We start from the raw sequence: 24,766 nt of genomic DNA, 5'->3' as shown, positions 1-24,766 counted from the left end.
CAGGCGACCGGCCCCGTTCAGGGATGCAGCGTGGTTACGGCTTGCCGCGCATGACGGCCTGCTTCACCTCGGCGATGGCCTTCGTGACCTCGATGCCGCGGGGGCACGCCTCGGTGCAGTTGAAGGTCGTGCGGCAGCGCCACACGCCCTCCTTGTCGTTGAGGATGTCGAGGCGGGTCTGCGCGTTGTCGTCGCGCGAGTCGAAGATGAAGCGGTGCGCGTTGACGATCGCGGCCGGGCCGAAGTACTGGCCGTCAGTCCAGAACACGGGGCACGACGAGGTGCACGCGGCGCAGAGGATGCACTTCGTGGTGTCGTCGAAGATCGCGCGCTGCGCGACCGACTGCACGCGCTCTTTTCCGGCCTCGGGCGTCGTGTTCGCGACGAGGAACGGCTGCACCTCGCGGTAGCTCGCGAAGAACGGCTCCATGTCGACGATGAGGTCCTTCTCGAGCGGCAGGCCCTTGATCGCCTCGACGTAGATCGGCTTCGAGATGTCGAGGTCCTTGATCAGCGTCTTGCACGCGAGCCGGTTGCGGCCGTTGATGCGCATCGCGTCGGACCCGCAGATGCCGTGGGCGCACGAGCGGCGGAACGTGAGCGAGCCGTCCTGCTCCCACTTGATCTTGTGCAGCGCGTCGAGCACGCGGTCGGTCGCGTACATCTCGACGTCGAAGTCCTGCCAGCGCGGCTCGGTGTCGACGTCGGGGTCGAAGCGACGGATCAGGAAGGTGACCGTGAACGACTGGATCGCGTCGGACGCCGAGGCGCCGGGCTGCTGTGCTTCGAGCGTGGCGGTGCTCACGGTCAGTACTTCCTCTCCATCGGCTGGTAGCGCGTGACGACGACCGGCTTCCAGTCGAGCCGGATGTGGTCGCTCGCGTCGGACGAGTGCGCGTCACCCGACAGGTACGCCATCGTGTGCTGCATGAACTTCTCGTCGTCGCGGTTCGGGAAGTCGTCGCGCATGTGGCCGCCGCGGCTCTCTTCGCGGTTGCGGGCGCTCGTGACGACGACCTCGGCGAGGTCGAGCAGGAAGCCGAGCTCGACGGCCTCGAGCAGGTCGGTGTTGAACCGCTTGCCCTTGTCCTGCACGGCCACGTTCTTGTAGCGCTCGCGCAGCCCGGCGATGACGCCGGCCGCGTGGGCGAGCGACTCGTCGGTGCGGAACACCTGGGCGTTGCGGTCCATCTCGTCCTGCAGCTCCTTGCGGATCGCGGCGATCCGCTCGGTGCCCGTCGAGTCGCGCAGGCCCACGAGCAGGTCGCGCACGCCGGCGGCCGGGTCGTCGGGCAGCGGCAGGAAGTCGACGCCCGAGTTCACGTACTCGACCGCGTTGCGGCCGGCGCGCTTGCCGAAGACGTTGATGTCGAGCAGCGAGTTGGTGCCGAGGCGGTTCGAGCCGTGCACCGAGACGCACGCGCACTCGCCGGCGGCGTAGAGGCCCGGCACGACCGTGGTGTTGTCGCGCAGCACCTCGGCGTTGTTGTTGGTGGGGATGCCGCCCATCGCGTAGTGCGCGGTCGGCATGACCGGCACCGGCTCGTAGACGGGGTCGACGCCCAGGTAGGTGCGCGCGAACTCGGTGATGTCGGGCAGCTTCGTCTCGAGCACCTCGGCGCCCAGGTGCGTGCAGTCGAGCAGCACGTAGTCCTTGTGGGGGCCCGCGCCGCGGCCCTCGGCCACCTCCTGCACCATGCACCGGGCGACGATGTCGCGCGGCGCGAGGTCTTTGATGGTGGGGGCGTAGCGCTCCATGAAGCGCTCGCCGCTCGCGTTGCGGAGGATCGCGCCCTCGCCGCGCGCGCCCTCGGTGAGGAGGATGCCGAGGCCCGCGAGGCCGGTCGGGTGGAACTGGAAGAACTCCATGTCCTCGAGCGGCAGGCCCTTGCGCCAGATGATGCCGACGCCGTCGCCCGTGAGGGTGTGCGCGTTCGACGTCGTCTTGAAGATCTTGCCGAAGCCGCCGGTCGCGAAGATGATCGCCTTCGCCTGGAAGACGTGCAGCTCGCCGGTCGCGAGCTCGTACGCGACGACGCCCGAGGGCTGCTGCACGCCGTCGACCTCGGTCATGACGACGTCGAGCGCGTAGTACTCGTTGTAGAACTCGATGCCGAGCTTGACGCAGTTCTGGAACAGCGTCTGCAGGATCATGTGGCCCGTGCGGTCGGCCGCGTAGCAGGCGCGGCGAACGGGCGCCTTGCCGTGGTCGCGGGTGTGGCCGCCGAAGCGCCGCTGGTCGATCTTGCCGTCGGGCGTGCGGTTGAACGGCAGGCCCATGTTCTCGAGGTCGATGACCGCGTCGATCGCCTCTTTGGCGAGGATCTCGGCGGCGTCCTGGTCGACGAGGTAGTCGCCGCCCTTGACGGTGTCGAACGTGTGCCACTCCCACGAGTCCTCTTCGACGTTCGCGAGCGCCGCGGCCATGCCGCCCTGCGCCGCGCCCGTGTGGGAGCGGGTGGGGTAGAGCTTCGAGATCACCGCGGTCTTCGCGCCGGGGCCGGCCTCGATCGCCGCGCGCATCCCGGCGCCGCCGGCGCCGACGATCACGATGTCGTACTGGTGGTAGTGGACGCCGTCGACGACCTTGGTCTCGGCGTGGGTCTCGCTGGTCACATGTCTCCTAGAGCGCGGCGCAGAAGCTGGGGAGGAGCTCCGCCGGGGCGCCGGCGGGGCACGGGTCGAACGTGAAGACGACGAGGGTTCCGAGCACGATCAGCACGGCGGCAGCGGCGAAGAGCGCCCCCTTGAGGACCTTCTGCACGGCGCCGGGGTTCGTGTAGTCGTTCACGAGCGTGCGCATGCCGTTCGCGCCGTGGATGAGCGCGAGCCAGAGCATCAGCACGTCCCACCACTGCCAGAACGGGTCGGCCCACTTGCCGCCGACGAAGCCGAAGTCGATGGCGTGGATGCCGTCGCCGAGCATGAGGTTCGTGAAGAGGTGCCCGAAGATGAGCACGAGCAGCAGCACGCCGGAGGCGCGCATGTAGATCCAGCCCCACTTCTCGAGGTTCGCGCCGCCCTTGCGGGCCGGGCGCGCCGGAGTGCGGGGTGCTTCGATGGTCGCAGTCATGTCGCTCCCCCTCAGTGGCCGAAGACGTTCATCAGGTGGCGGGGGGTGAAGGCCAGCATCGTGACCGCCCAGAGGGCGACGACGACCCAGAACAGCACCTTCTGGTGGCGCGTGGCCCACGACCAGAAGTCGACGAGGATGATGCGCAGGCCGTTGTAGGCGTGGAACACGATCGCGCCGACGAGGGCGACCTCGCCGAGGCCCATGATCGGCGTCTGGTACGCGCCGATGACGGTGTTGTACGCCTCGGGGCTCACCCGCACGAGTGCCGTGTCGAGGATGTGCACGAGGAGGAAGAAGAAGATGGCGACACCCGTGATGCGGTGCAGCACCCATGACCACATACCCTCGTGGCCGCGATAGAGCGTGCCGCCCGGCTTCTGCTTCGCCGGCTTCTCGGGTGCGGTCAGGGTTCCTGCCGAGGTCTCTGGCATGAACAACCCTCCCTGGCTGTGTGAAACGCGCCCTTGACATGCGGGCGCAGGGGCACGACGGCCCGCTCCGAGTCTAGACCCGGCTCGCTCGCCGTGCAGGTGAGGCGACCCTTAGCCGCTCGCCACGGCGGCGAACAGGTGGCCCGGATGCCTCGCCGCTATCCTGTTCGGATGCCGAACGAACCGCTCGAGGGCTTCTACACGATCATCCCCGCCGGGGGAGTGGGCTCCCGGCTGTGGCCGCTCTCGCGTGCCGACGCGCCCAAGTTCCTGCACGACCTCACGGGATCGGGGCAGACGCTCCTCAAGGACACGTGGGACCGCCTCGCCCCGCTGTCGGGCGAGCAGCGCATCATGATCGTGACGGGTCGCGCCCACCGCGGCGCCGTCGAGGAGCAGCTGCCCGACCTCGCCGACGCGAACATCGTGCTCGAGTCCGAGCCGCGCGACTCCACGGCGGCGATCGGTCTCGCGGCCGCCGTCCTCGAGCGGCGCGAGCCGGGCGTCGTGATCGGCTCGTTCGCCGCCGACCACGTCATCTCGGGCGACGCGCTCTTCCAGGCCGCGGTGACCGAGGCGGTGACCGCGGCGAAGGCCGGCTACATCGCGACGATCGGCATCACCCCGACCGAGCCCGCCGTCGGCTTCGGCTACATCGAGTGCGGCAGCCCCCTCGACATCCCCGGCACCGAGCACGCCGAGGTCGTCTCGAGCTTCGTCGAGAAGCCCGACCTCGCGACCGCGAAGCGCTACCTCGCGGGCGGCAAGCACCTCTGGAACGCGGGCATGTTCATCGCCAGGGCCGACCAGCTGCTCGCCGAGATCGAGCGCAACAAGCCCGAGCTGCACGCGGGCCTCATCGAGCTCGCCGAGGCGTGGGACGACCCCGCGACCCGCGGCCCCGCGGTCGACCGCATCTGGCCGAGGCTCGAGAAGATCGCGATCGACTACTCGGTCGCCGAGCCCGCCGCGGCGGCGGGCCGGCTCGCCGTCATCCGCGGCCACTTCCAGTGGGACGACGTCGGCGACTTCGCGTCGCTCGCGAAGCTCAACACCGCGGGCCGCTCGGGCGAGCTCGCCATCCTCGGCGAGCACGCGCGAGTGCTCGCCGACGCGTCGAGCGGCATCGTCGTGAGCCGCTCCAAGCGCGTCATCAGCCTCATCGGGGTCCGCGATATCGTCGTCGTGGACACCCCCGACGCGCTGCTGGTCACGACGAGCGAGCACGCCCAGCGCGTGAAGGCGGTCGTCGACGCACTGCGGCTCGGCGGCTCGAGCGACGTGCTCTGACCACGCACCACCTCACGGAAGAACGGGTATCAGGATGCCTCGGGCACAGCGTCTCCTCCTCGTCGCGGCGTCGGCCGCGGCCTCCCTCGCCCTCGCCTCGTGCGCGACCGCGCCCGAGGCCGAGCCGACCGGCGCCGCGAGCGACGTGTGCGCGCGCATGGTCACGAACTCGGGCGGCCTCGAGGACCGGTCGTTCAACCAGTCGAGCTGGGAGGGCCTCCAGGCCGCGGAGGACGAGTACGGCATCGAGGCCGAGGCGATCGTCTCGACCGGCGAGACCGACCTCGCCCCGAACGTCGCGCAGGCCGTCGACTCGGGCTGCGAGCTCATCGTGACCGTCGGGTGGGAGCTCGCCGAGGCCACGACCGACCAGGCGGGCAAGAACCCCGACCTGCACTTCGCGATCGTCGACGAGACCGTCGAGGGCGACAACATCAAGCCCGTCGTGTTCGACACCGCGCAGGCGTCGTTCCTGGCCGGCTACCTCGCCGCCGGCGTCTCGACGACCGGTGTCGTCGCGACCTTCGGCGGCGGCAACCAGCCGCCCGTGACGCTCTTCATGGACGGCTTCGTCGACGGCGTCGCGAAGTACAACGAGGAGCACGGCACGAACGTTCGCGCGCTCGGCTGGGACAAGGCGAAGCAGGACGGCGCGTTCACGGGCGACTTCGAGGACGTGAACAAGGGCAAGACCCTCACGCAGGGCTTCATCGACCAGGGCGCCGACGTCATCCTGCCGGTCGCCGGCCAGGTCGGCGAGGGTGCGGCCGCCGCGGCGCTCGAGCACGACGGCGTCTCCGTGATCTGGGTCGACAGCGACGGCTACGAGACCCTGAACGCCGACTTCCGGCCGGTCATCCTCACGAGCGTGCTCAAGAACACGCAGGACGCGATGGTCGAGATCGTCGGCGACGTCGTCGACGACGAGTTCACGAACGACCCGTACATCGGCACGCTCGAGAACGGCGGCGTCGAGATCGCCCCCTACCACGACCTCGCGCCGCTCGTCTCCGACGAGCTCGACGGCGAGATCGACGACCTCCGCCAGGCGATCATCGCGGGCGACCTCGTCGTCGACTCGCCGAGCGCGCCGTCGCACGACTGAGGCCCCGGTACCGCTTCACCCCCGTTCGTGGCACAGATCCTCTGCTCATATGAGCAGAATGTCGCGTATTCATAACCATTGGCCGATCGATGCCGCCGAGCCCATGGCGCGCGACGAAACATTGGGTAACGTGACATCGATCAGCCCCCGCGAAGGTCGGGGTCTTGCGTCTTTTGGAGGACACAGTGAAGGTCACGACCAAGAAGGCCGCGCTCGGCGGCCTCGCGCTGCTCGGCAGCAGCGCCCTGCTGCTCGCGGGCTGCGCATCCGCGCCCGAAGAGGCCGCCACCCCGACGGCCGAGGCCATCGAGGGCTTCCAGCCGTGCATGGTCTCCGACGCGGGCGGCTTCGACGACAAGTCCTTCAACCAGCTCGGCTACGAGGGCATCACGAAGGCCGCCGACGAGCTCGGCGTCGAGGCGATCACGGTCGAGTCGAAGGACGAGACCGAGTACGCGCCGAACCTCTCGAGCCTCGTCGACCAGGGCTGCTCGGTCATCACGACCGTCGGCTTCGCGCTGTCGGCCGCGACCGTCGAGTCGGCCCTCGCGAACCCCGACATCGAGTACATCATCATCGACGACGCCGCCGACAACGACTTCGACGGCAAGGTCGACGCCCCGAACATCAAGCCGATCCTCTTCGACACCGCCCAGGCCGCGTTCCTCGCGGGCTACGCGGGCGCCGACTTCTCGGAGACCGGCGTCGTCGGCACCTACGGCGGCATGAACTTCCCGACCGTGTCGATCTTCATGGACGGCTTCGCCCAGGGCGTCGACTACTACAACGGCGAGAAGGGCACCGACGTCAAGGTCGTCGGCTGGGACCGCGCCAAGCAGGACGGCTCGTTCACCGGCGGCTTCGAGGCCAACGACCAGGCCCGCCAGACCGCGCAGGCGCTCATCGACCAGAACATCGACGTGCTGCTGCCCGTCGGCGGCCCGATCTACCAGTCGGGTGCCGCCGCGGTGCGCGACTCGGGCCGTGACATCGCGATGGTCGGCGTCGACGCCGACCTCACGCAGACCGACCCCTCGGTCGCCGACCTCATCCTCACCTCGATCCTCAAGGGCATCGACGTGGCGACCTACGACTCGGTGCTCGCCGCCGGCCAGGGCGACTTCGACCCGGCTCCGTACGTGGGCACGCTCGAGAACGAGGGTGTCGGCATCGCGCCGTTCCACGACTTCGAGTCGAAGGTCTCGCCCGAGCTCCAGGGCGAGCTCGACGACCTGAAGGCCGCCATCATCTCGGGTGACGTGCCGGTCGAGTCGTACCTCTCCGGCCAGGAGTAAGTCGAGACACCGGATCGGGGAGGTCGGTTCGCCGGCCTCCCCGATCTGCGTTCCACCCGGTCGCGCCGATTCGCGCCGACCCCAACATCTGAGCGAGCCGGCAGACGGGTCGCCGACATCCGCGCAGCATCTGCTGCAGATGCTGCGCGCTCACTAGGATTCAGAACATGAAGCTCGAACTTCGCGGTATCACGAAGCGGTTCGGCAGCCTGGTCGCGAACGACCATATCGACCTCACCGTGGAGGCCGGAGAGATCCACTGCCTGCTCGGCGAGAACGGTGCGGGCAAGTCGACGCTGATGAACGTGCTCTACGGTCTCTACCAGGCCGACGAGGGCGAGATCCTCCTCGATGACGAGGTGCAGCACTTCTCCGGGCCCGGCGACGCGATGGCGGCCGGCATCGGCATGGTGCACCAGCACTTCATGCTCATCCCCGTATTCACGGTCGCCGAGAACGTCATGCTCGGCAACGAGGCGACCAAGGGCGGCGGGTTCCTCGACCTCGATGCGGCCCGTCGACGGGTTCGCGAGATCAGCGAGCGGTTCGGGTTCGACGTCGATCCCGACGCGCTCGTCGACGACCTCCCGGTCGGGGTGCAGCAGCGCGTCGAGATCATCAAGGCGCTCTCGCGCGACGCGAGGGTGCTCGTCTTCGACGAGCCGACCGCGGTGCTCACGCCGCAGGAGACCGACGAGCTCATGGAGATCATGCGCCAGCTCAAGGCCTCGGGCACGTCGATCGTGTTCATCACGCACAAGCTCCGCGAGGTGCGCGAGGTCGCCGACCGCATCACGGTCGTCCGCCTCGGCAAGGTCGTCGGCGAGGCGTCCCCGACCGCGTCGAACACCGAGCTCGCCTCCCTCATGGTCGGCCGCGCCGTCGAGCTCACCGTGCAGAAGGACGCGCCGAAGCTCGGTGAGGCGGCCCTCGTCGTCACGGGGCTCACCGTCATCGACCACATCGGCCAGCTCGTCGTCAACGACGTGAGCTTCGAGGTCCGCAAGGGCGAGATCCTCGCCGTCGCGGGCGTGCAGGGCAACGGCCAGACCGAGCTCACCGAGGCGCTCGTCGGCCTCCAGCCGCGCGTCCGCGGGTCGATCGCGCTCGAGGGCGTCGAGCTGACGACCGAGAGCGTGCGCAAGATCCTCGACTCCGGCGTCGGGTTCGTCCCCGAAGACCGCAACGAAGACGGCCTCGTCGGCGAGTTCACGATCGCCGAGAACCTCATGCTCGACCGTTCCGACGGTGCGCCGTTCGTGAAGGCCGGCAACATCCAGCGCGGGCTGCTCGCCGAGTTCGCCCGCGACAAGGTGAAGGAGTTCGACGTCCGCACCCAGGGCATCGACGAGAAGGTGCGCCAGCTCTCGGGCGGCAACGCGCAGAAGGTCGTGCTCGCGCGCGAGCTCAGCCGCGACCTGAGCCTGCTCGTGGCGGCGCAGCCGACCCGCGGCGTCGACGTCGGCTCGATCGAGTTCATCCACAAGCGCATCGTCGAGACCCGCGACCGCGGCGTGCCCGTCGTCGTCGTGTCGACCGAGCTCGACGAGGTCGCGGCGCTCGCCGACCGGATCATGGTCATGTATCGCGGCAAGGTCGTGGGCATCGTGCCGGGCGACACCCCGCGCGACGTGCTCGGCCTGATGATGGCCGGCGAGCAGCCGGCAGAAGGAGCGGTCGCATGAGCGAGCCCCAGCCTCAAACCAGCGCCGTCCCGAGGGACACGACGACGGTTCCCGCCGGGGCGCCCGAGCCCTCGCGCTGGCACACCATGTGGCAGCAGATCGCGACCGGCAACGCCCTCATCTCGGTGCTCTCGGTCGTGCTCGCGCTCATCGTCGGCGCGATCATGATCGCCTTCACCAATGAAGACGTGCAGAAGGCGAGCGTCTACTTCTTCGCCCGCCCGGGCGACACGTTCGTCGCGATCTGGGACTCGGTGGCCGGCGCCTACGCGGCGCTCTTCCAGGGCTCGATCTACAACTTCCGCCGCGACACGTTCGTCGACGGCATCAAGCCGCTGACCGACACGCTCACCTTCGCGACGCCGCTCATCGCGGGCGGTCTGGGCGTCGGCCTCGCCTTCCGCGTCGGCATGTTCAACATCGGCGGTCGCGGCCAGATGCTCATCGCGGCCTCGGTCGCCGGCTGGGTCGCGTTCGGCTTCGACCTGCCGTGGGGCGTGCACATGCTCGTCGCGCTCATCGCGGGCCTGCTCGGCGGTGCCCTCTGGGGCGGCATCGCGGGCCTCCTGAAGGCGCGCACCGGCGCGCACGAGGTGATCGTCACGATCATGCTCAACTTCGTCGCGTTCTACCTCGTCTCGTGGATGCTGCGCACCCCGGGCCTGCTCCAGGCGCCGGGCTCGTCGAACCCGAAGACGCCGGCCATGAAGGAGACGGCGGTCTTCTTCGACCTGCTCGGCCCGAAGTACAACCTGCACTTCGGCTTCATCCTCGCGATCGCGGCGACCGTGCTGGTCTGGTGGATCCTCAGCCGGTCGAGCCTCGGCTTCCGCTTCCGCGCCGTCGGCGAGAACCCGAACGCGGCGCGCGTCGCCGGCATCAACGTGCCGTCGATGTACGTCTACGCGATGCTCATCTCGGGCGCACTGCTCGGCCTCGCGGGCGTCAGCCAGGTGCTCGGCACCGTCACGACCGGCTTCACCGCCGGCATCGACGCGGGCGTCGGCTTCGACGCCATCACCGTGGCCCTGCTCGGCCGCTCGTCGCCGTGGGGCATCTTCCTCGCCGGCATCCTGTTCGGCGCATTCAAGGCGGGCGGGTACTCGATGCAGGCCGCCGAGGGCGTGCCGATCGACATCGTGCTCGTGGTGCAGTCGCTCATCGTGCTCTTCATCGCGGCGCCGCCGCTCGTCCGCACCATCTTCCGACTGCCCGACCCGTCCCGGGCACCGAAACGACCCCGCCCGATCGTCACGAAGGAGGTGGCGGCGAAGTGAGCACCGTCACCGAGCACCACACGGTCTCGCCCCAGCCCGACGCCCTCGCGAAGACCGTCGTCGTCAGCTGGAAGGCGCCGATCGCCTACGCCGTCTTCGTGCTCGTCGCCCTGGCACTCGCGGTGTTCGCCCCGCGCGAGGGCAACACCAACTACCGGCTCGTCGCCTCCGACAAGGACGCGATCAAGGTCGCCGACATCTCCGTGCCCGCGATGCCGGCGCTGTGGACCGTGATCGTCCTGCTCGCCGCCATCACGGCGGTGTCGATCTGGCTCGTCGCCTCCAAGCGCCGAGTGCCGCTCTGGCTCACCGTGGTGTTCGCGGTGCTGTTCCTGTTCGGCTTCCTGACCTGGGCCGGCGCGGGGGCGACGCTGCCGATGATCGGCCTGCTGTACGGCGCGCTGAGCCTCTCGGTGCCGCTCATCTTCGGTGCGCTCACCGGTGTGCTCGGCGAGCGCGTCGGCATCATCAACATCGCGATCGAGGGCCAGCTGCTCGCCGGCGCGTTCACCTCGGCGGTGACGGCATCGGTCGTGACCTCGTCGACGGGCGTCGTCTGGATCGGCCTGCTCTCGGGCGCGGTCGGCGCGATGATCGCGGGCATGCTCGTGGGCATGGTGCTCGCCGCGTTCTCGATCAAGTACTTCGTCGACCAGGTGATCGTCGGCGTCGTGCTGAACGTGCTCGTCACGGGCCTCACGAGCTTCTTCTTCTCGCAGGTGCTCTCGAACAACGCCGGCGTGCTCAACTCGCCGCCGCGCTTCCCGCGACTGCCGATCCCGCTGCTCAGCGACATCCCCGTCATCGGGCCGGTCTTCTTCCGCCAGACGCTCGTCGTGTACATCATGTACATCGCGGTCGCGGCGGTCTACGTCGGGCTCTTCCACACCCGCTGGGGCCTGCGCCTCCGCGCCGTCGGTGAGCACCCGCAGGCGGCCGACACGGTCGGCATCAACGTCAACCGCACCCGGTTCTGGAACGTCGCCTTCGCGGGCGCCATCGCCGGCTTCGGCGGCATCTTCTTCACGCTCGGCAACGGCATCGCCTTCAACAAGGAGATGACCGCGGGCATGGGCTTCATCGCCCTGGCCGCCGTCATCTTCGGCGGCTGGGACCCGATCCGCGCGACCCTCGCGGCGCTGCTGTTCGGCTTCGCATCGAACCTGCAGAACACGCTCTCGGTGATCGGCTCGCCCGTGCCGAGCGAGTTCATGCTCATGCTGCCGTACGTCGTCACGATCATCGCCGTCGCCGGGCTCGTCGGCAAGGTCCGCGGGCCGGCTGCGGCGGGCAAACCGTACATCAAGTCCTGACCGGATGCCTCGGGGCCGACGTCGGCCCCGAGGCATCCGTCACCATCTCGAACGGGGGAGCGCATGACCGCCACCGACGTGATCGACTGGGCCGACCTGCGCGAACGCGCACGCGAGGCCATGGCGAAGGCCTACGTGCCGTACTCCGAGTTCCCGGTGGGCGCGGCGGCGGTCGTCGACGACGGCCGCATCGTGAGCGGATGCAACGTCGAGAACGCCTCCTACGGGGTGACGCTGTGCGCCGAGTGCTCGCTCGTGTCGGCGCTCGTGATGTCGGGCGGCGGCAAGCTCGTCGCCTTCACGTGCGTCGACGGCCACGGCGCGACGCTCATGCCCTGCGGCCGGTGCCGCCAACTGCTCTACGAGCACTCCGCCGAGGGGATGGTGCTCGACACCGTCTCCGGCTTCAAGACCATCGACGAAGTGCTGCCCGACGCGTTCGGGCCGCGCCAGCTCGCAGAATTCCGAGGAGAATCATGACCGACGCCGCCGGCGCCGCAACCGCCATCGAGCCCTTCGACGCCGTCGACCTCATCCGTGCCAAGCGCGACCGCCGCGAGCTCACGAGCGACGAGATCGCCTGGCTCGTCGACGCCTACACGCGCGGGTACGTCGCCGACGAGCAGATGTCGGCGATGACGATGGCGATCTTCCTCAACGGCATGACGCGCCGCGAGATCCGCGACATGACGATGGCGATGATCGCGTCGGGCGAGCGCATGGACTTCTCGGGGCTCGGCAAGCCGACGAGCGACAAGCACTCCACGGGCGGCGTCGGCGACAAGATCACGCTGCCGCTCATGCCCCTCGTGGCGACCTTCGGCGTCGCCGTACCGCAGCTCTCGGGTCGCGGCCTCGGGCACACGGGCGGCACGCTCGACAAGCTCGAATCGATCCCCGGCTGGCGCGCCGACCTCACGAACGACGAGATGTTCGCCCAGCTGCGCGACGTCGGCGGCGTGATCTGCGCCGCGGGCGCCGGCCTCGCCCCGGCCGACAAGAAGCTCTACGCGCTGCGCGACATCACGGGCACGGTCGAGGCGATCCCGCTCATCGCCTCGTCGATCATGTCGAAGAAGATCGCCGAGGGCACGGGCGCGCTCGTGCTCGACGTGAAGTTCGGGTCGGGTGCGTTCCTGCAGGACATCGAGCGCTCGCGCGAGCTCGCGCGCACGATGGTCGAGCTCGGCGAGGACGCGGGGGTCGCCACGAGCGCGCTCCTCACGAACATGAACGTGCCGCTCGGCCTCACGATCGGCAACGCCAACGAGGTGCGCGAGTCGGTCGAGGTGCTCGCCGGCGGCGGCCCCGCCGACGTGCGCGAGCTGACGATCGCCCTCGCCCGCGAGATGCTCGAGCTCGCGGGCCGAGACGGCGACGACGTCGAGGCCGCGCTCGACGACGGCCGGGCCATGGACACGTGGCGCCGCTCGATCGAGGCGCAGGGCGGCGACCCCGACGCGCCGCTGCCCGTCGCCAAGGAGCAGCACGTCGTCACCGCCGACCGCGACGGCGTGCTCGTCGCGCAGGAGGCGCTGCCGTTCGGCATCGCCGCCTGGCGCCTCGGCGCGGGCCGTGCGCGCAAGGAGGACCCGGTGCACCACGCGGCGGGCATCGACCTGCACGCGAAGCCCGGCGACGCCGTGCGGGCCGGCCAGCCGCTCTTCACCCTGCACGCCGACGAGCCTGCCCGCTTCGAGCGGGCGCTCGCGGCCGTCGAGGGCGCCTGGCGCATCGGCGACGAGGGCGACCCCGTCGAGAACGGCGGGCCGCTCATCGCCGACCGCATCGGGCGCTGAGTCGCGTCGGCGACCGCGTAGCGCAGCGCGTGCGGCTCAGAGCTTCGAGATTGCCGAGACTTCGCGGCAGCCGCGCCGCTATCGTTGTCTCGTGAACACGATTCCGACCGAATACCGCCTCGAAGGCGACGGCACGAACATCCAGGCGCTGCCGAAGATCTCGCTGCACGACCACCTCGACGGCGGGCTGCGCCCGCAGACGCTCATCGAGCTCGCCGACGAGATCGGCCTCGAGGTGCCCGCGGCCGACGCCGATTCGCTCGCGACGTGGTTCACCGACCAGTCGAACTCGGGCTCGCTGGTCGAGTACCTGAAGACCTTCGACCTCACGACGGCGGTCATGCAGACCCGCGCCGGCCTCGCGCGCGTGGCGCGCGAGTTCGTGCAAGACCTCGCGGCCGACGGCGTCGTCTACGGCGAGATCCGCTGGGCGCCCGAGCAGCACCTCACTCGCGGGCTCACGCTCGACGAGGCGGTCGAGGCCGTGCAGGCGGGCCTCGAGCAGGGCGCCGACGACGTGCGGCACCAGGGCAGCACGATCCGCACCGGTCAGCTCGTCACCGCGATGCGGCACGCCGACCGGGGTCTCGAGATCGCCGAGCTCGCCGTGCGCCACCGCGACCGCGGCGTGGTCGGCTTCGACATCGCGGGTGCCGAGGCCGGTTTCCCGGCGAGCCGGCACCGCACCGCCTTCGACTACCTTGCGAGCCGGTTCATGCCCGTCACGGTGCACGCCGGCGAGGCCGACGGCCTCGAGTCGATCCGCAGCGCCCTGTTCGACGGGCGCGCCCTCCGTCTCGGGCACGGCGTGCGTCTCGCCGAAGACCTCGTGATCGAGCGCCAGGACGACGAGAACACCTACGTGTCGCTCGGCCCGGTCGCCCAGTGGGTGCGCGACCGCGAGATCGCGCTCGAGACGAGCCCGTCGTCGAACCTGCAGACCGGCGCCATCGCCGCGTGGGGCGACGAGCTCATCGACCACCCGTTCGACCTGCTGTACCAGCTGGGCTTCCGGGTGACGGTGAACACCGACAACCGGCTGCAGTCGGGCACGAGCCTCACCCGCGAGCTCTCGCTGCTCAGCGACGCGTTCGGCTACGACCTCGACGACCTCGAGACCTTCCAGCTCAACGCGGCGGCCGCCGCGTTCCTGCCGCTCGACGACCGCGACGAGCTCGCCGAGCTCATCCAAGACGGCTTCGACGAAGCCTGACGACGCGCCCCACGGCCGGTCGCCACGAGCCACCGCCGTTCCGCCCGCCGCCCCGAACGGACCCGAGATGAACCTCCCCCCGCTCCCCGACGACGCCGTCGTCATCGGCGCGCACGCGCCCGATTGGCGAGCCGCCGTCCGCGAGGCCGGCCGCGCGCTCACCCGATCGGGTTCGACGCGCGCCGAGTACGCCGACCGCATGGTCGCCGTGATCGAGGAGTTCGGCGCGTACGTCGTGATCGCCCCCGGCCTCGCGCTCGCGCACGCCCGGCCCGGGCCCGACGTGCGGCGCGAGGGCATCGCCGTGGTGACCCTCGCCGAGCCCGTGCCGTTCGGCCACCCGCACAACGACCCCGTGCGGGTCGTGGTCGGGCTCGCGGTCTCGAATGCCGAAGATCACGTGGCCTCGGTCGCGACGCTCGCGAACGTGTTCAACGACCCCGGCGCGGTCGGCCGCATCGCTCGCGCGGGCGACGCCGCAGCGGTGCGCGACCTGCTCGGGCTCGAGGCGGCGGCGTGAAGATCATCGCCGTCTGCGGCGCCGGCATCGGCACCTCGGCGATCCTCAAGGTGAACGCCGAGCGTGCGCTCGAACGGCTCGAACTCTCGGCCGACGTCGATGCGAGCGACCTCGCGGGCGTCGCCGTGGCGGCGGCCGACGCGCAGGTCATCCTGACGTCGACCGAGCTCGCCGACGCCGTGCGCGACGCGATCGGCCGCAGCTTCACCGAGGTCGTCGAGGTCGTGAACTACTTCGACGTCGACGAGATCACGCGCCTGCTCGAGCGTTCGCTCGGCTGAGGCATCCCGGCCGCGCACGTCGTTCCCGCTCGCCGGCAGGTGCCGCGCGCGTGGCGTCGCGGCGCCTGGTGTCCGCAGCGCCACCCCCCCCGCCGAGAGTGCAGTCGTCGCCCGTGCGCCGGGCGACGACTGCACGTTCGACGCAGCGGGGCGGCGTACTCGCGTGCGAGACGCACCGAGGGTGCAGTCGTCGCCCACTCTCGGGCGACGACTGCTGTCTCGCCGAAGATCATCGAAGCGCACGAACGCCGAGGTTCGTGCGCCACGTGCCCCGAGCTCAGGCCACGAGCTCGCGCATGCCGGCCTCGAGGGCGGCGATCGTCGCCGTCGCGGCGGCGCGGCGCTCGGCGACGGATCCCAGCTCCGACACCGCGTCGAGGTAGACCTTGAGCTTCGGCTCCGTGCCGCTCGGGCGCACCATCACCCGCGCGCCGCCCTCGAGCACGATGCGCAGCACGTCGGACGGGGGCAGGTCGCCGAATCCGTCGGCCAGGTCTTCGATGCGCTCGACCCGGATGCCGCCGACCGATGCGGGCGGCTCGGCGCGCAGCCGCGCCATGACGGCGCCGATGCGCGAGAGATCGGTGACGCGGATCGACACCTGACCCGACGCGTGGCAGCCGAACTTCTCGACGAACTCGTCGAGGTGGTCGGCGATCGTCCTGCCCGCCGCCTTCAGCTCCGCGGCGAGCGAGAGGAACGCGAGCGCGGCCGAGATGCCGTCCTTGTCGCGAACGACCCCGGGGTTCACGAGGTAGCCGAGCGCCTCCTCGAAGCCGAAGACGAGGCCCGGTGCACGTGAGATCCACTTGAAGCCCGTCAGCGTCGCCTCGAAGTCGAGCCCGTAGGCTCGGGCGACGGCCTCGAGTCCGGGGGAGGAGACGATCGAGCACGCGAGCGAGCCGTTCGGCCCACCCTCCCCGGTCGCCGCGTCGGCGGCGCGGCGCGCGGCGAGCCAGCCCAGGGTGAGCCCCACCTCGTTGCCCGTCAGCCGACGGTAGCCGGCGCCGTCGGGCGCCGACGCATCGGGGATCGCGATCGCCAGCCGGTCGGCATCGGGGTCGTTCGCGACGACGAGTTCGGCGTCGACGGCGCGGGCGCGCTCGAACGACAGGTCCATCGCGCCCGGCTCCTCGGGGTTCGGGAACGACACGGTCGGGAACGCCGCGTCGGGCGCGATCTGCGCCTCGACGAGGGTGGGGGCGTCGAAGCCGGCGGTCTCGAGCACGCGGGCGGCGGTCTCCCAGCCGACGCCGTGCATCGCCGTGTAGACGACGCGGGGCTGGGCGGCGGGCGTGCCGGGGGCGGCGCTCGCGGCCGTCTGCCGGACGTACTCGTCGACGACCGACTCGGGCGCCGTCTCGAACTCGCCGCGCGGCAGGTCGCCGACGCCCGTCGACGAGGCGACCTGCAGGATGTGCGCTGCGATCTCGGCGTCGGCGGGGGCGACGATCTGGGAGCCATGGTTCGTGCCGCCGAGGTAGACCTTGTAGCCGTTGTCGTTCGGCGGATTGTGCGAGGCGGTCACCATGACGCCGGCCGAGGTGCCCAGGTGGCGCACCGCGAACGCGAGCACGGGCGTCGGCAGGAGGCGCGGCAGCAGCACGGCGCGCACACCGGCGCCGGCGAAGATCTCGGCCGAGTCGCGCGCGAAGACGTCGGAGTTCTTGCGCCCGTCGTAGCCGATCACGACCGACGGGGCCGTGCCGGGCTCGGCCCGCTCGACGAGGTACGCGGCGAGGCCCGCGGCGGCCTGCGCGACGAGCACGCGGTTCATGCGGTTCGGGCCGGCCGCGATCTCGCCGCGGAGGCCCGCCGTGCCGAAGGCGAGCCGGGAGTCGAAGCGGTCGGCGAGGTCGGCCGCGGCCGACGCATCGCCGCCACGCACGGCCTCGACGATCGCGGCGAGCTCGGCCCGGGTCTCGGGGTCGGGGTCCTGCGCGATCCAGGCCTCGGCGAGGGCGACGCGCTCGGCGTCGCGGGAATCGAGTTCGTGCGACATCCGTCGTCGTCCTTCCGGTTCTCCGCCGGCCTACAGCGAGGCGACGATCTTCGCGAGCAGGGCGCTGATCACGGGCTCGGCGGCCTGGCCGGCCTCGATGACCTCCTGGTGGCTGAGCGGCGTCTGCTGGATGCCGGCGGCGAGGTTCGTGATGAGCGACATGCCGAGCACCTCCATGCCCGCCTGGCGGGCGGCGATCGCCTCGAGCGCCGTCGACATGCCGACGATGTGGCCGCCGATGGCCTTCGCCATCTGCACCTCGGCGGGGGTCTCGTAGTGCGGCCCGGTGAACTGGCAGTAGACGCCCTCGTCGAGGGTCGGGTCGATCGAGTGCGCGAGGTCGCGCAGCCGCTGCGAGTAGAGGTCGGTGAGGTCGACGAACGTCGCCCCCTCGAGCGGCGAGTCGGCCGTGAGGTTGATGTGGTCGCTGATGAGCACGGGCGTGCCGGGCTTCCACGTCTCCTTGATGCCGCCGGCACCGTTCGTGAGGATCATCGTCGTCGCGCCGGTCGCGGCGGCGGTGCGCACGGAGTGCACGACGCGGCGCACGCCGTGGCGCTCGTAGTAGTGCGTGCGGGCGCCGATGACGAGCGCGCGCTTGCCCGTCGGCAGCAACACCGACCGGAGCGTGCCGACGTGGCCCTCGACGGCGGGCTTCGAGAAGCCGGGAACGTCGGTCGCGGCGATCGTGTGGGTCGTCTCGCCGATGAGCTCGGCGGCCTTGCCCCAGCCCGAACCGAGGGTGAGGGCGATGTCGTGCCGCTCGACGCCGGTCAGGGCGGCGATCTGGTCCGCGGCCTCGCGGGCGATGGCGAACGGGTCTGCTGAGGGCGCGTCGAGCGGGTTGGCATCGTGCATCCCACCACTCTAGAGCGCGGGGGATGCATCGGGCACGGGCCTGCTCATGTGCTGGGCGGGCACGGGGAACTGACAGAATATGAGCATGGCCTACGAGTTCGAGCGCACGCAACGGATCGCCGTCCTCGGAGGGGGGCCCGGCGGCTACGAGGCGGCACTCGCCGCAGCACAGCTGGGCGCCGAGGTCACCCTGATCGAGCGCGCGGGCGTGGGCGGCTCGGCCGTGCTCACCGACGTCGTGCCGTCGAAGTCCCTCATCGCCACGGCGGAGGCATCCAACGCCGTGAAGGAGGCCGCCGACCTCGGCGTGCAGTTCTACGCCAAGGGCGAGGCCGAGAAGGCCGTCAAGCCGCAGGTCGCGATCAACCTCGCCGCCGTGAACAAGCGGCTGCTCGGGCTCGCCGCCCAGCAGTCGGAGGACATGCGCTCGAACCTGCTCGAGGCGGGCGTGCATCTCGTGCAGGGCGAAGGCCGGCTCGACGGACCCAACGCCGTGATCGTCGCGACCGCGAAGGGCGGCACCGACTTCGACCGCATCGAGGCCGACACGCTCGTGCTCTCGGTCGGGGCGACCCCGCGTGTGCTGCCCAGCGCGGTGCCCGACGGCGAGCGCATCCTCACGTGGACCCAGCTCTACCAGCTCGAGCAGGTGCCCGAGCACCTCATCGTCGTCGGGTCGGGCGTCACGGGTGCCGAGTTCGCGTCGGCGTACCGGGCGCTGGGGGCGAAGGTCACCCTGATCTCGAGCCGCGACCAGGTGCTGCCCGGCGAAGACGCCGATGCGGCGTCCGTCATCGAGAAGGTGTTCAAGCGCAACGGCATGAAGGTGCTCAACAAGTCGCGGGCCGAGTCGGTCGTGCGCGAGGGCGACGGGGTCGTCGCGACCCTCTCCGACGGCCGCCAGGTGCACGGCTCGCACTGCCTCATGGCCGTCGGCTCGGTGCCGAACACGCGCGACCTCGGCCTCGAGCAGGCGGGCGTGCAGCTCGCCGAGTCGGGCCACATCCGGGTCAACCGCGTCGCGCGCACGTCGATGCCGAACATCTACGCCGCCGGCGACTGCACGACGTTCATGCCGCTCGCCTCGGTCGCCTCGATGCAGGGGCGCACGGCCGTGTTCCACGCGATGGGCGACGTCGTGAACCCGCCCGAGAACCGCAACATCACCTCGAACATCTTCACCCAGCCCGAGATCGCGACGGTCGGCTGGACCGAGAAGGAGATCGAGGAGGGCGTCGTGCCCGGCGTCGTCTACAAGCTGCCGCTCTCGTCGAACCCGCGGGCGAAGATGATGGGCATCCGCGAGGGCTTCGTGAAGCTCTTCGCGTCGAGCGGCTCGGGCTCGATCATCGGCGGTGTGATCGTCGCCCCGAAGGCGTCGGAGCTCATCTTCCCGCTCGCCCTCGCCGTCGAGCACCGGCTCACGGTCGACCAGTTCGCCGAGGCGTTCCCGGTGTACCCGTCGCTGTCGGGCTCGCTCACCGACGCCGCACGCGCCATGCACGTCGTGCGCTGACGTGCGCTGACGTGCGCTGACGCGTCCGCGTACGGCCGCCGCGCGCATCCGCACCGGCGCCGCGACGGGCCGCGGGCGTACGCTGGGTCACACGCAGCGTCGCGGCCGCGGCGCACCGACGGCTTGGGGGAGCGATGAATCTGCGCGTGAAATCGGTCGAGGCCTCGATCGCCGACTCGGTCGACGAGTCCCGGAGCCTGCGACGCTCGCTCGGCACGTGGGACCTCGCCCTCATGGGCATCGCAGTCGCCGTCGGCGCGGGCATCTTCTCGGTCGGGGCGCAGGCGGCGGCGAACTTCGCCGGCCCGAGCGTCATCCTCTCGTTCGTGCTCGCGGCCATCACGTGCGGCCTCGCGATCATGTGCTACGCCGAGTTCGCCTCGACGGTGCCGGTCGCCGGCAGCGCCTATACCTTCACCTACGCGACGATGGGCGAGCTGCTCGCCTGGATCATCGGCTGGGACCTCATCCTCGAGATGTTCACGGCGGCGGCCGTGCTCGCGAAGTACTGGGGCGTCTACCTCTCGGAGGCGCTGCTCGCGTTCGGCGTGCCGTTCCCGGCGACGTTCACGATCGGCGGCCTCGAGGTGAGCTGGCCCGCGTTCCTGATCGTCGCGGTGTTCACCGTGCTGCTCGTCGCGGGCACGAAGCTCACCGCCCGGGTCGGCGCGGTCTTCACCCTCATCAAGGTCGCGATCGTGCTGTTCGTCATCGTGGTCGGGTTCTTCTTCGTGCAGGCGGCCAACTTCACGCCCTTCATCCCCGAGCCGGTGCCCACCGAGGGCGGTGCGGGGGATGCCTGGACGCAGTCGCTGTTCGCCTGGATGACGGGTGCGGCGCCGGCGCAGTACGGCGTGTTCGGCATGCTGGCCGCGGCATCCCTCGTCTTCTTCGCCTTCATCGGGTTCGACGTGGTCGCCACGAGCGCCGAGGAGGTGCGGGAGCCGCAGAAGCGACTGCCGCGCGGCATCTTCCTCGGGCTCGGCATCGTCACGCTGCTCTACGTGCTCGTCTCGATCGTGATGACCGGCATGGTGCCGTACACCGAGCTCGCGGCCGAGGAGAATCCGTCGCTCGCGACGGCGTTCCGGCTCGTCGGGCAGGACTGGGCGTCGGCCGTCATCTCGCTCGGCGCGCTCGCGGGCCTCACGACCGTCATCATGGTGCTGCTGCTGGGGCTCTCGCGCATCGTCTTCGCGATGAGCCGCGACGGACTGCTGCCGCGCTGGCTGTCGAAGACCACCGAGCACACGAAGACGCCCGCACGCATCCAGATCATCGGCGGCACGGTCGTCGCGCTCGTCGCGGCGTTCACCGATGTCGGGCTCCTCGAGGAGATGATCAACATCGGCACGCTCTCGGCGTTCGTGCTCGTGTCGGTGGGCATCGTCGTGCTGCGCCGGACGCGGCCCGACCTGCCGCGCGGGTTCACCGTGCCGTGGTCGCCGGTGCTGCCGATCCTCTCGGCGGCCCTCTGCGTATGGCTCATGCTCAACCTCACGACGCTCACGTGGGTGCGGTTCCTCGTCTGGCTCGCGCTCGGCGTCGTCATCTACCTGCTGTACGGTCGTCGCCGCTCGCGCCTCGCGGGCGAGCGCGTGAGCGAGGTCGAACTGCCGACCGCGCAGGGCACCTGAGAGCGGCCGAGCACCGACGGCCCTTCACGCGCGGATCAGCCGCGGGTGCGGATCGCCTCGAGGTGCTCGGGGCGGCGCGGTACGACGTGGGCGTCGTACTCGGGATGCTTCGGCAGCCACGCCCGCACGTACGGGCAGACGGGCACGATCTTGCGGCCGTTCGCGATCACGTCGTCGACGACGGCGCGAACGAGCCGCGAGGCGAGCCCCTGGCCGGCGTACTCCTCCGAGATCCCGGTATGGATGAGGACCCGTTCGACGACGCCGGCACGGTCGACGTCGACGTACTGCTCCTCGCCGACGACGGCGGCCTCGCGCGCATCGTCGCCGGTGCCCGGCTCGGCGGCGTCGCCGTGGTCGAGCAGCACGTAGCGCGACTCGTCCGGACGGTCCTCGACGGTGAACCGCTCCTGCCTCATGCGCGCACCTTCCCCTCGGCGTCGCGGGGGCGGACGGGGTGCTCGCTGAGGATCGAGATCCGGTTGAAGAGGTTGATCGTCGCGGCCACCCACTCGGCGGCGACGAAGGCCGACTCGCCGAGCACGTGCCGGGCGGCGGCGAGGTCGGCCTGGGAGTCGTCCGTCAGCGGCATCCGGGTCGCGGCCTCCGCGACGGCGAGCACCGCCTCCTGCCTCGCGGAGTAGCGGTCGCTCTCCCGCCATGCCGGCAGCAGGTCGAGCAGCTGCTGCGGAATCCCGGCGGCCCTGGCCTGCCTCGAGTGCAGGTCGAGGCAGAACGCGCAGCCGTTCAGCTGGGAGGCGCGGACCTTGATGAACTCGATCTCCTCGGCCGAGAGGCCGAGTTCGGCGGCCTCGCGCGCGACGACGTCCGAGTAGGCGGACGCCGCCCGCCACGAGGCCGGACCGGCCTTGTCGAGGTACGGACGCATCGTGCGGGCTCCTCTCGCGAACGGCCGCCGGCCGTTCGGGGCAGTCTACGCGTCGGCGATCGAGAGCAGCAGGTGCCCGCTCGAGACGGTCGCGCCGGGCTCGGCGTTGATGCCGCCGATGACGCCGTCCTTGTGGGCGACGATGGGCTGCTCCATCTTCATCGCCTCGAGCACGAGCACGAGATCGCCCTTGACGACCTTGTCGCCCTCGGCGACGGCGACCTTGACGACCGTCGCCTGCATGGGCGCCTTCACGGCGTCGCCGGTGCCCGTGTCGACGGCGTGCGAGCCGCTGCGGCGGCGCGGCGCCGGGCCTGCGGTGTGCGAGAAGGATGCCCCGCCGGCGAGTCGCTTCGGCAGGCTGACGTCGATGCGACGGCCGGCGACCTCGACGACGACGCTCGTGCGCGCTGCGGGTCCGCTCGTCTCCTCGAGCTCGCCCGACCACGGCTCGAGCGTGTTGTCGTACTCGGTCTCGATCCAGCGCGTGTACACCGAGAACGGCTGGTCGTCGGCGGGGGCGAAGGCCGGGTTGTCGACGATGTCGCGGTGGAACGGCAGCACGGTCGGGAGGCCGGCGACCTCGAACTCGTCGAGGGCGCGGCGGGCGCGTTCGAGCGCGTCCTTGCGGTCACGGCCGGTGACGATGAGCTTCGCGAGGAGCGAGTCGAAGGCGCCCGAGATCTCGTCGCCGCTCGTGACGCCCGAGTCGACGCGCACGCCGGGGCCGCCCGGGAAGCGGAGCTGGTGGATCGGGCCCGGCGCGGGGAGGAAGTTGCGGCCCGGGTCTTCGCCGTTGATGCGGAACTCGATCGAGTGGCCGGTCGTCGTCGGGTCGGGGTAATCGAGCACGCCGCCCTCGGCCAGCCGGAACTGCTCGCGCACGAGGTCGAGGCCCGTGACCTCCTCGGAGACCGGGTGCTCGACCTGCAGGCGGGTGTTGACCTCGAGGAAGGAGACCGTGCCGTCCTGTCCGATGAGGAACTCGCACGTGCCGGCGCCGACGTAGCCGACCTCCTTGAGGATCGCCTTCGAGGAGCTGTACAGCGCCTCGACCTGGGCGTCGGTGAGGAACGGTGCGGGCGCCTCCTCGACGAGCTTCTGGTGCCGGCGCTGCAGCGAGCAGTCGCGGGTCGACACCACGACGACGTTGCCGTGCTGGTCGGCCAGGCACTGGGTCTCGACGTGGCGCGGCTTGTCGAGGTACTTCTCGACGAAGCACTCGCCGCGCCCGAACGCCGCGACCGCCTCACGGGTGGCCGAGTCGAAGAGCTCGGGCACCTCCTCGCGGGTGCGGGCGACCTTGAGGCCGCGGCCGCCGCCGCCGAACGCCGCCTTGATGGCGACGGGGAGGCCGTGCACGTCGACGAAGTCGAGCACCTCCGAGGCATCCGCCACGGGGTTGAGCGTGCCCGGCGCGAGCGGCGCGCCCACCTTCTCGGCCACGTGCCGGGCCGAGACCTTGTCGCCGAGGCGTTCGATCGCCTCGGGCGACGGGCCGATCCAGATGAGGCCGGCCGCGATGACCGCGCGGGCGAAGTCGGGGTTCTCGGCGAGGAAGCCGTAGCCGGGGTGCACGGCGTCGGCGCCCGAGCGGCGTGCGACGGAGAGGATCTTGTCGATGACGAGGTAGGTGTCGGCGCTCGTCGTGCCGTCGAGGGCGTACGCCTCGTCGGCGAGCTTGACGTGACGGGCGTCGCGGTCCTGGTCGGCGTACACGGCGACCGAGCCGATGCCGGCGTCGCGGGCGGCGCGGATGACGCGGACGGCGATCTCTCCACGGTTGGCGATGAGGACCTTGGTGATGCGCGGCATGAACCCCAGCCTATTGCGCGAGGCCGCCACGACTTTGGGCGACCTCCACAAAATGAACGGAAGTCTCTTGCGGCAGCCGACAATCGACGCGTCAGGCTCGGCGATTCCAGAGCGACGTCCAGTCGACACCGAGTTCGCGCACGAGATCGCGCAGGGTCGACAGCGAGAGGCCGACGACCGTCGACGGATCGCCCTCGACGCGGCGGATGAACGGCCCGCCGAGCGAGTCGACCGTGAACGCGCCGGCGACGAGGAGCGGCTCGCCCGAGGCGACGTAGGCGTCGATCTCCGCCTCGTCGAGCGCCGCGAAGCGCACCGTCGCGACGTCCGCCCGCCCGACGGCGCCGTGCACGCGACCGCCCCGGTGGTCGATGAGCCAGTGGCCGCTCCACAGGTCGCCGTGGCCGCCGTTCTGGGCGAGCCAGCGCGCCTTCGCCACCTCGGGCGTGTGCGGCTTGCCGTGGATCGCGCCGCCCGTGAGGAAGGCCGAGTCGCCGCCGAGGATGAGCCCGTCGATCGGCTCGCCGTCGGGTTCGGCGCCGACGAGCGCCTCGGCCTTCGCCCGGGCGAGCAGCTGCACCATGTCGGGCGCCGCGAGCGGTCCGTCGACGGCCTCGCGGGCTGCGACGGCGGCCTCCTCGTCGACGCCCGGCGGCACCGCGATCGGCTCGATACCCGCCGAACGCAGGGTCTGCAGGCGGGCGGGCGAGGTCGAGGCGAGGTAGAGGCGCATCCCTCCATCCTGCCCGCGGTCAGGCGGCTGT

At 70.8% G+C, this 24,766-nt stretch carries 23 protein-coding genes; 13 read left to right on the top strand and 10 right to left on the bottom strand.

Going from position 1 to position 24,766, the window contains the following annotated elements:
* Nucleotides 1-34: 34 nt before the first annotated feature.
* From AC3RJ6_RS16615 to sdhC, 4 genes are read right to left on the bottom strand one after another with little or no spacing between them, the layout of a single operon-like run.
* On the bottom strand, nt 35-805 hold the full coding sequence (locus AC3RJ6_RS16615) for a succinate dehydrogenase iron-sulfur subunit (RefSeq protein ID WP_491428215.1): 771 nt from the start codon (nt 803-805) through the stop codon (nt 35-37).
* A gap of 2 nt (nt 806-807) precedes the next feature.
* Nucleotides 808-2,616 (bottom strand): succinate dehydrogenase flavoprotein subunit, encoded by a 1,809-nt coding sequence (gene sdhA / locus AC3RJ6_RS16610; RefSeq protein ID WP_491428214.1) that lies wholly within the window; start codon nt 2,614-2,616, stop codon nt 808-810.
* 7 nt (nt 2,617-2,623) lie between these two features.
* Complete coding sequence (locus AC3RJ6_RS16605) at nt 2,624-3,073, bottom strand: succinate dehydrogenase hydrophobic membrane anchor subunit (RefSeq protein WP_491428213.1); 450 nt, start codon at nt 3,071-3,073, stop codon at nt 2,624-2,626.
* Nucleotides 3,074-3,084: 11 nt separating this feature from the next.
* Nucleotides 3,085-3,507, bottom strand: coding sequence for a succinate dehydrogenase, cytochrome b556 subunit (gene sdhC / locus AC3RJ6_RS16600; RefSeq protein WP_491428212.1), 423 nt, complete (start codon nt 3,505-3,507; stop codon nt 3,085-3,087).
* Nucleotides 3,508-3,678: 171 nt separating this feature from the next.
* Between sdhC and AC3RJ6_RS16595 the strand changes: the two genes are divergently transcribed.
* The 11 genes from AC3RJ6_RS16595 to AC3RJ6_RS16545 all read left to right on the top strand — a co-directional run bounded on the left by AC3RJ6_RS16595 (nt 3,679) and on the right by AC3RJ6_RS16545 (nt 15,285).
* Complete coding sequence (locus AC3RJ6_RS16595; RefSeq protein WP_491428211.1) at nt 3,679-4,797, top strand: mannose-1-phosphate guanylyltransferase; 1,119 nt, start codon at nt 3,679-3,681, stop codon at nt 4,795-4,797.
* 34 nt (nt 4,798-4,831) lie between these two features.
* On the top strand, nt 4,832-5,902 hold the full coding sequence (locus AC3RJ6_RS16590) for a BMP family lipoprotein (protein WP_491428210.1): 1,071 nt from the start codon (nt 4,832-4,834) through the stop codon (nt 5,900-5,902).
* Nucleotides 5,903-6,087: 185 nt separating this feature from the next.
* Nucleotides 6,088-7,197: a BMP family lipoprotein gene (locus AC3RJ6_RS16585; RefSeq protein WP_491428209.1), complete on the top strand. Its 1,110-nt coding sequence runs from the start codon at nt 6,088-6,090 to the stop codon at nt 7,195-7,197.
* 167 nt (nt 7,198-7,364) lie between these two features.
* A complete protein-coding gene (locus AC3RJ6_RS16580) occupies nt 7,365-8,882 on the top strand; it encodes an ABC transporter ATP-binding protein (RefSeq protein WP_491428208.1) in 1,518 nt (505 codons plus the stop codon).
* Nucleotides 8,879-10,159, top strand: coding sequence for an ABC transporter permease (locus AC3RJ6_RS16575; protein ID WP_491428207.1), 1,281 nt, complete (start codon nt 8,879-8,881; stop codon nt 10,157-10,159). Before AC3RJ6_RS16580 ends, AC3RJ6_RS16575 begins: the two co-directional genes overlap by 4 nt.
* The gene (locus AC3RJ6_RS16570; protein WP_491428205.1) at nt 10,156-11,472 is read left to right on the top strand and encodes an ABC transporter permease; all 1,317 of its coding nucleotides are present in this window, start codon (nt 10,156-10,158) and stop codon (nt 11,470-11,472) included. The genes AC3RJ6_RS16575 and AC3RJ6_RS16570 overlap by 4 nt, the downstream gene beginning before the upstream one ends.
* Before the next feature lie 63 nt (nt 11,473-11,535).
* Nucleotides 11,536-11,952 (top strand): cytidine deaminase, encoded by a 417-nt coding sequence (locus tag AC3RJ6_RS16565; RefSeq protein ID WP_244854905.1) that lies wholly within the window; start codon nt 11,536-11,538, stop codon nt 11,950-11,952.
* Nucleotides 11,949-13,271: a thymidine phosphorylase gene (locus tag AC3RJ6_RS16560; protein ID WP_491428204.1), complete on the top strand. Its 1,323-nt coding sequence runs from the start codon at nt 11,949-11,951 to the stop codon at nt 13,269-13,271. The genes AC3RJ6_RS16565 and AC3RJ6_RS16560 overlap by 4 nt, the downstream gene beginning before the upstream one ends.
* Before the next feature lie 100 nt (nt 13,272-13,371).
* The gene (locus AC3RJ6_RS16555; RefSeq protein ID WP_491428351.1) at nt 13,372-14,484 is read left to right on the top strand and encodes an adenosine deaminase; all 1,113 of its coding nucleotides are present in this window, start codon (nt 13,372-13,374) and stop codon (nt 14,482-14,484) included.
* 67 nt (nt 14,485-14,551) lie between these two features.
* The gene (locus AC3RJ6_RS16550) at nt 14,552-15,004 is read left to right on the top strand and encodes a PTS sugar transporter subunit IIA (RefSeq protein ID WP_491428203.1); all 453 of its coding nucleotides are present in this window, start codon (nt 14,552-14,554) and stop codon (nt 15,002-15,004) included.
* Nucleotides 15,001-15,285: a PTS sugar transporter subunit IIB gene (locus tag AC3RJ6_RS16545; RefSeq protein ID WP_491428202.1), complete on the top strand. Its 285-nt coding sequence runs from the start codon at nt 15,001-15,003 to the stop codon at nt 15,283-15,285. Before AC3RJ6_RS16550 ends, AC3RJ6_RS16545 begins: the two co-directional genes overlap by 4 nt.
* Before the next feature lie 277 nt (nt 15,286-15,562).
* On the opposite strand, the gene AC3RJ6_RS16540 is transcribed toward AC3RJ6_RS16545, so the two are convergent.
* Entirely contained in the window at nt 15,563-17,287 is a 1,725-nt protein-coding gene (locus AC3RJ6_RS16540) for a phospho-sugar mutase (RefSeq protein ID WP_491428200.1), read from the bottom strand.
* A 30-nt stretch (nt 17,288-17,317) separates the two neighbouring features.
* Nucleotides 17,318-18,145 carry a purine-nucleoside phosphorylase gene (locus tag AC3RJ6_RS16535; protein ID WP_491428199.1) on the bottom strand — a complete coding sequence of 276 codons (828 nt, stop codon included), beginning with the start codon at nt 18,143-18,145 and terminating at the stop codon, nt 17,318-17,320.
* An 85-nt stretch (nt 18,146-18,230) separates the two neighbouring features.
* Here AC3RJ6_RS16535 and AC3RJ6_RS16530 point away from each other — a divergent pair, with 85 nt between their 5' ends.
* Complete coding sequence (locus AC3RJ6_RS16530; protein ID WP_491428198.1) at nt 18,231-19,661, top strand: NAD(P)H-quinone dehydrogenase; 1,431 nt, start codon at nt 18,231-18,233, stop codon at nt 19,659-19,661.
* 134 nt (nt 19,662-19,795) lie between these two features.
* Nucleotides 19,796-21,298, top strand: a complete 1,503-nt coding sequence (locus AC3RJ6_RS16525; RefSeq protein ID WP_491428197.1) for an amino acid permease — start codon at nt 19,796-19,798, stop codon at nt 21,296-21,298.
* Between the two features lie 35 nt (nt 21,299-21,333).
* On the opposite strand, the gene AC3RJ6_RS16520 is transcribed toward AC3RJ6_RS16525, so the two are convergent.
* The 4 genes from AC3RJ6_RS16520 to AC3RJ6_RS16505 all read right to left on the bottom strand — a co-directional run bounded on the left by AC3RJ6_RS16520 (nt 21,334) and on the right by AC3RJ6_RS16505 (nt 24,735).
* Nucleotides 21,334-21,717, bottom strand: a complete 384-nt coding sequence (locus AC3RJ6_RS16520) for a GNAT family N-acetyltransferase (protein WP_491428196.1) — start codon at nt 21,715-21,717, stop codon at nt 21,334-21,336.
* On the bottom strand, nt 21,714-22,187 hold the full coding sequence (locus AC3RJ6_RS16515) for a carboxymuconolactone decarboxylase family protein (protein WP_491428195.1): 474 nt from the start codon (nt 22,185-22,187) through the stop codon (nt 21,714-21,716). Before AC3RJ6_RS16515 ends, AC3RJ6_RS16520 begins: the two co-directional genes overlap by 4 nt.
* 45 nt (nt 22,188-22,232) lie before the next feature.
* Nucleotides 22,233-24,002, bottom strand: a complete 1,770-nt coding sequence (locus AC3RJ6_RS16510; RefSeq protein ID WP_491428194.1) for an acetyl/propionyl/methylcrotonyl-CoA carboxylase subunit alpha — start codon at nt 24,000-24,002, stop codon at nt 22,233-22,235.
* 91 nt (nt 24,003-24,093) lie between these two features.
* Nucleotides 24,094-24,735, bottom strand: a complete 642-nt coding sequence (locus AC3RJ6_RS16505; protein WP_491428193.1) for a Maf family protein — start codon at nt 24,733-24,735, stop codon at nt 24,094-24,096.
* Nucleotides 24,736-24,766: the final 31 nt, after the last annotated feature.

It is taken from the genome of Agromyces cucurbitae (genome assembly GCF_058349945.1).
This window is presented reverse-complemented; position numbering and strand designations above follow the sequence as displayed.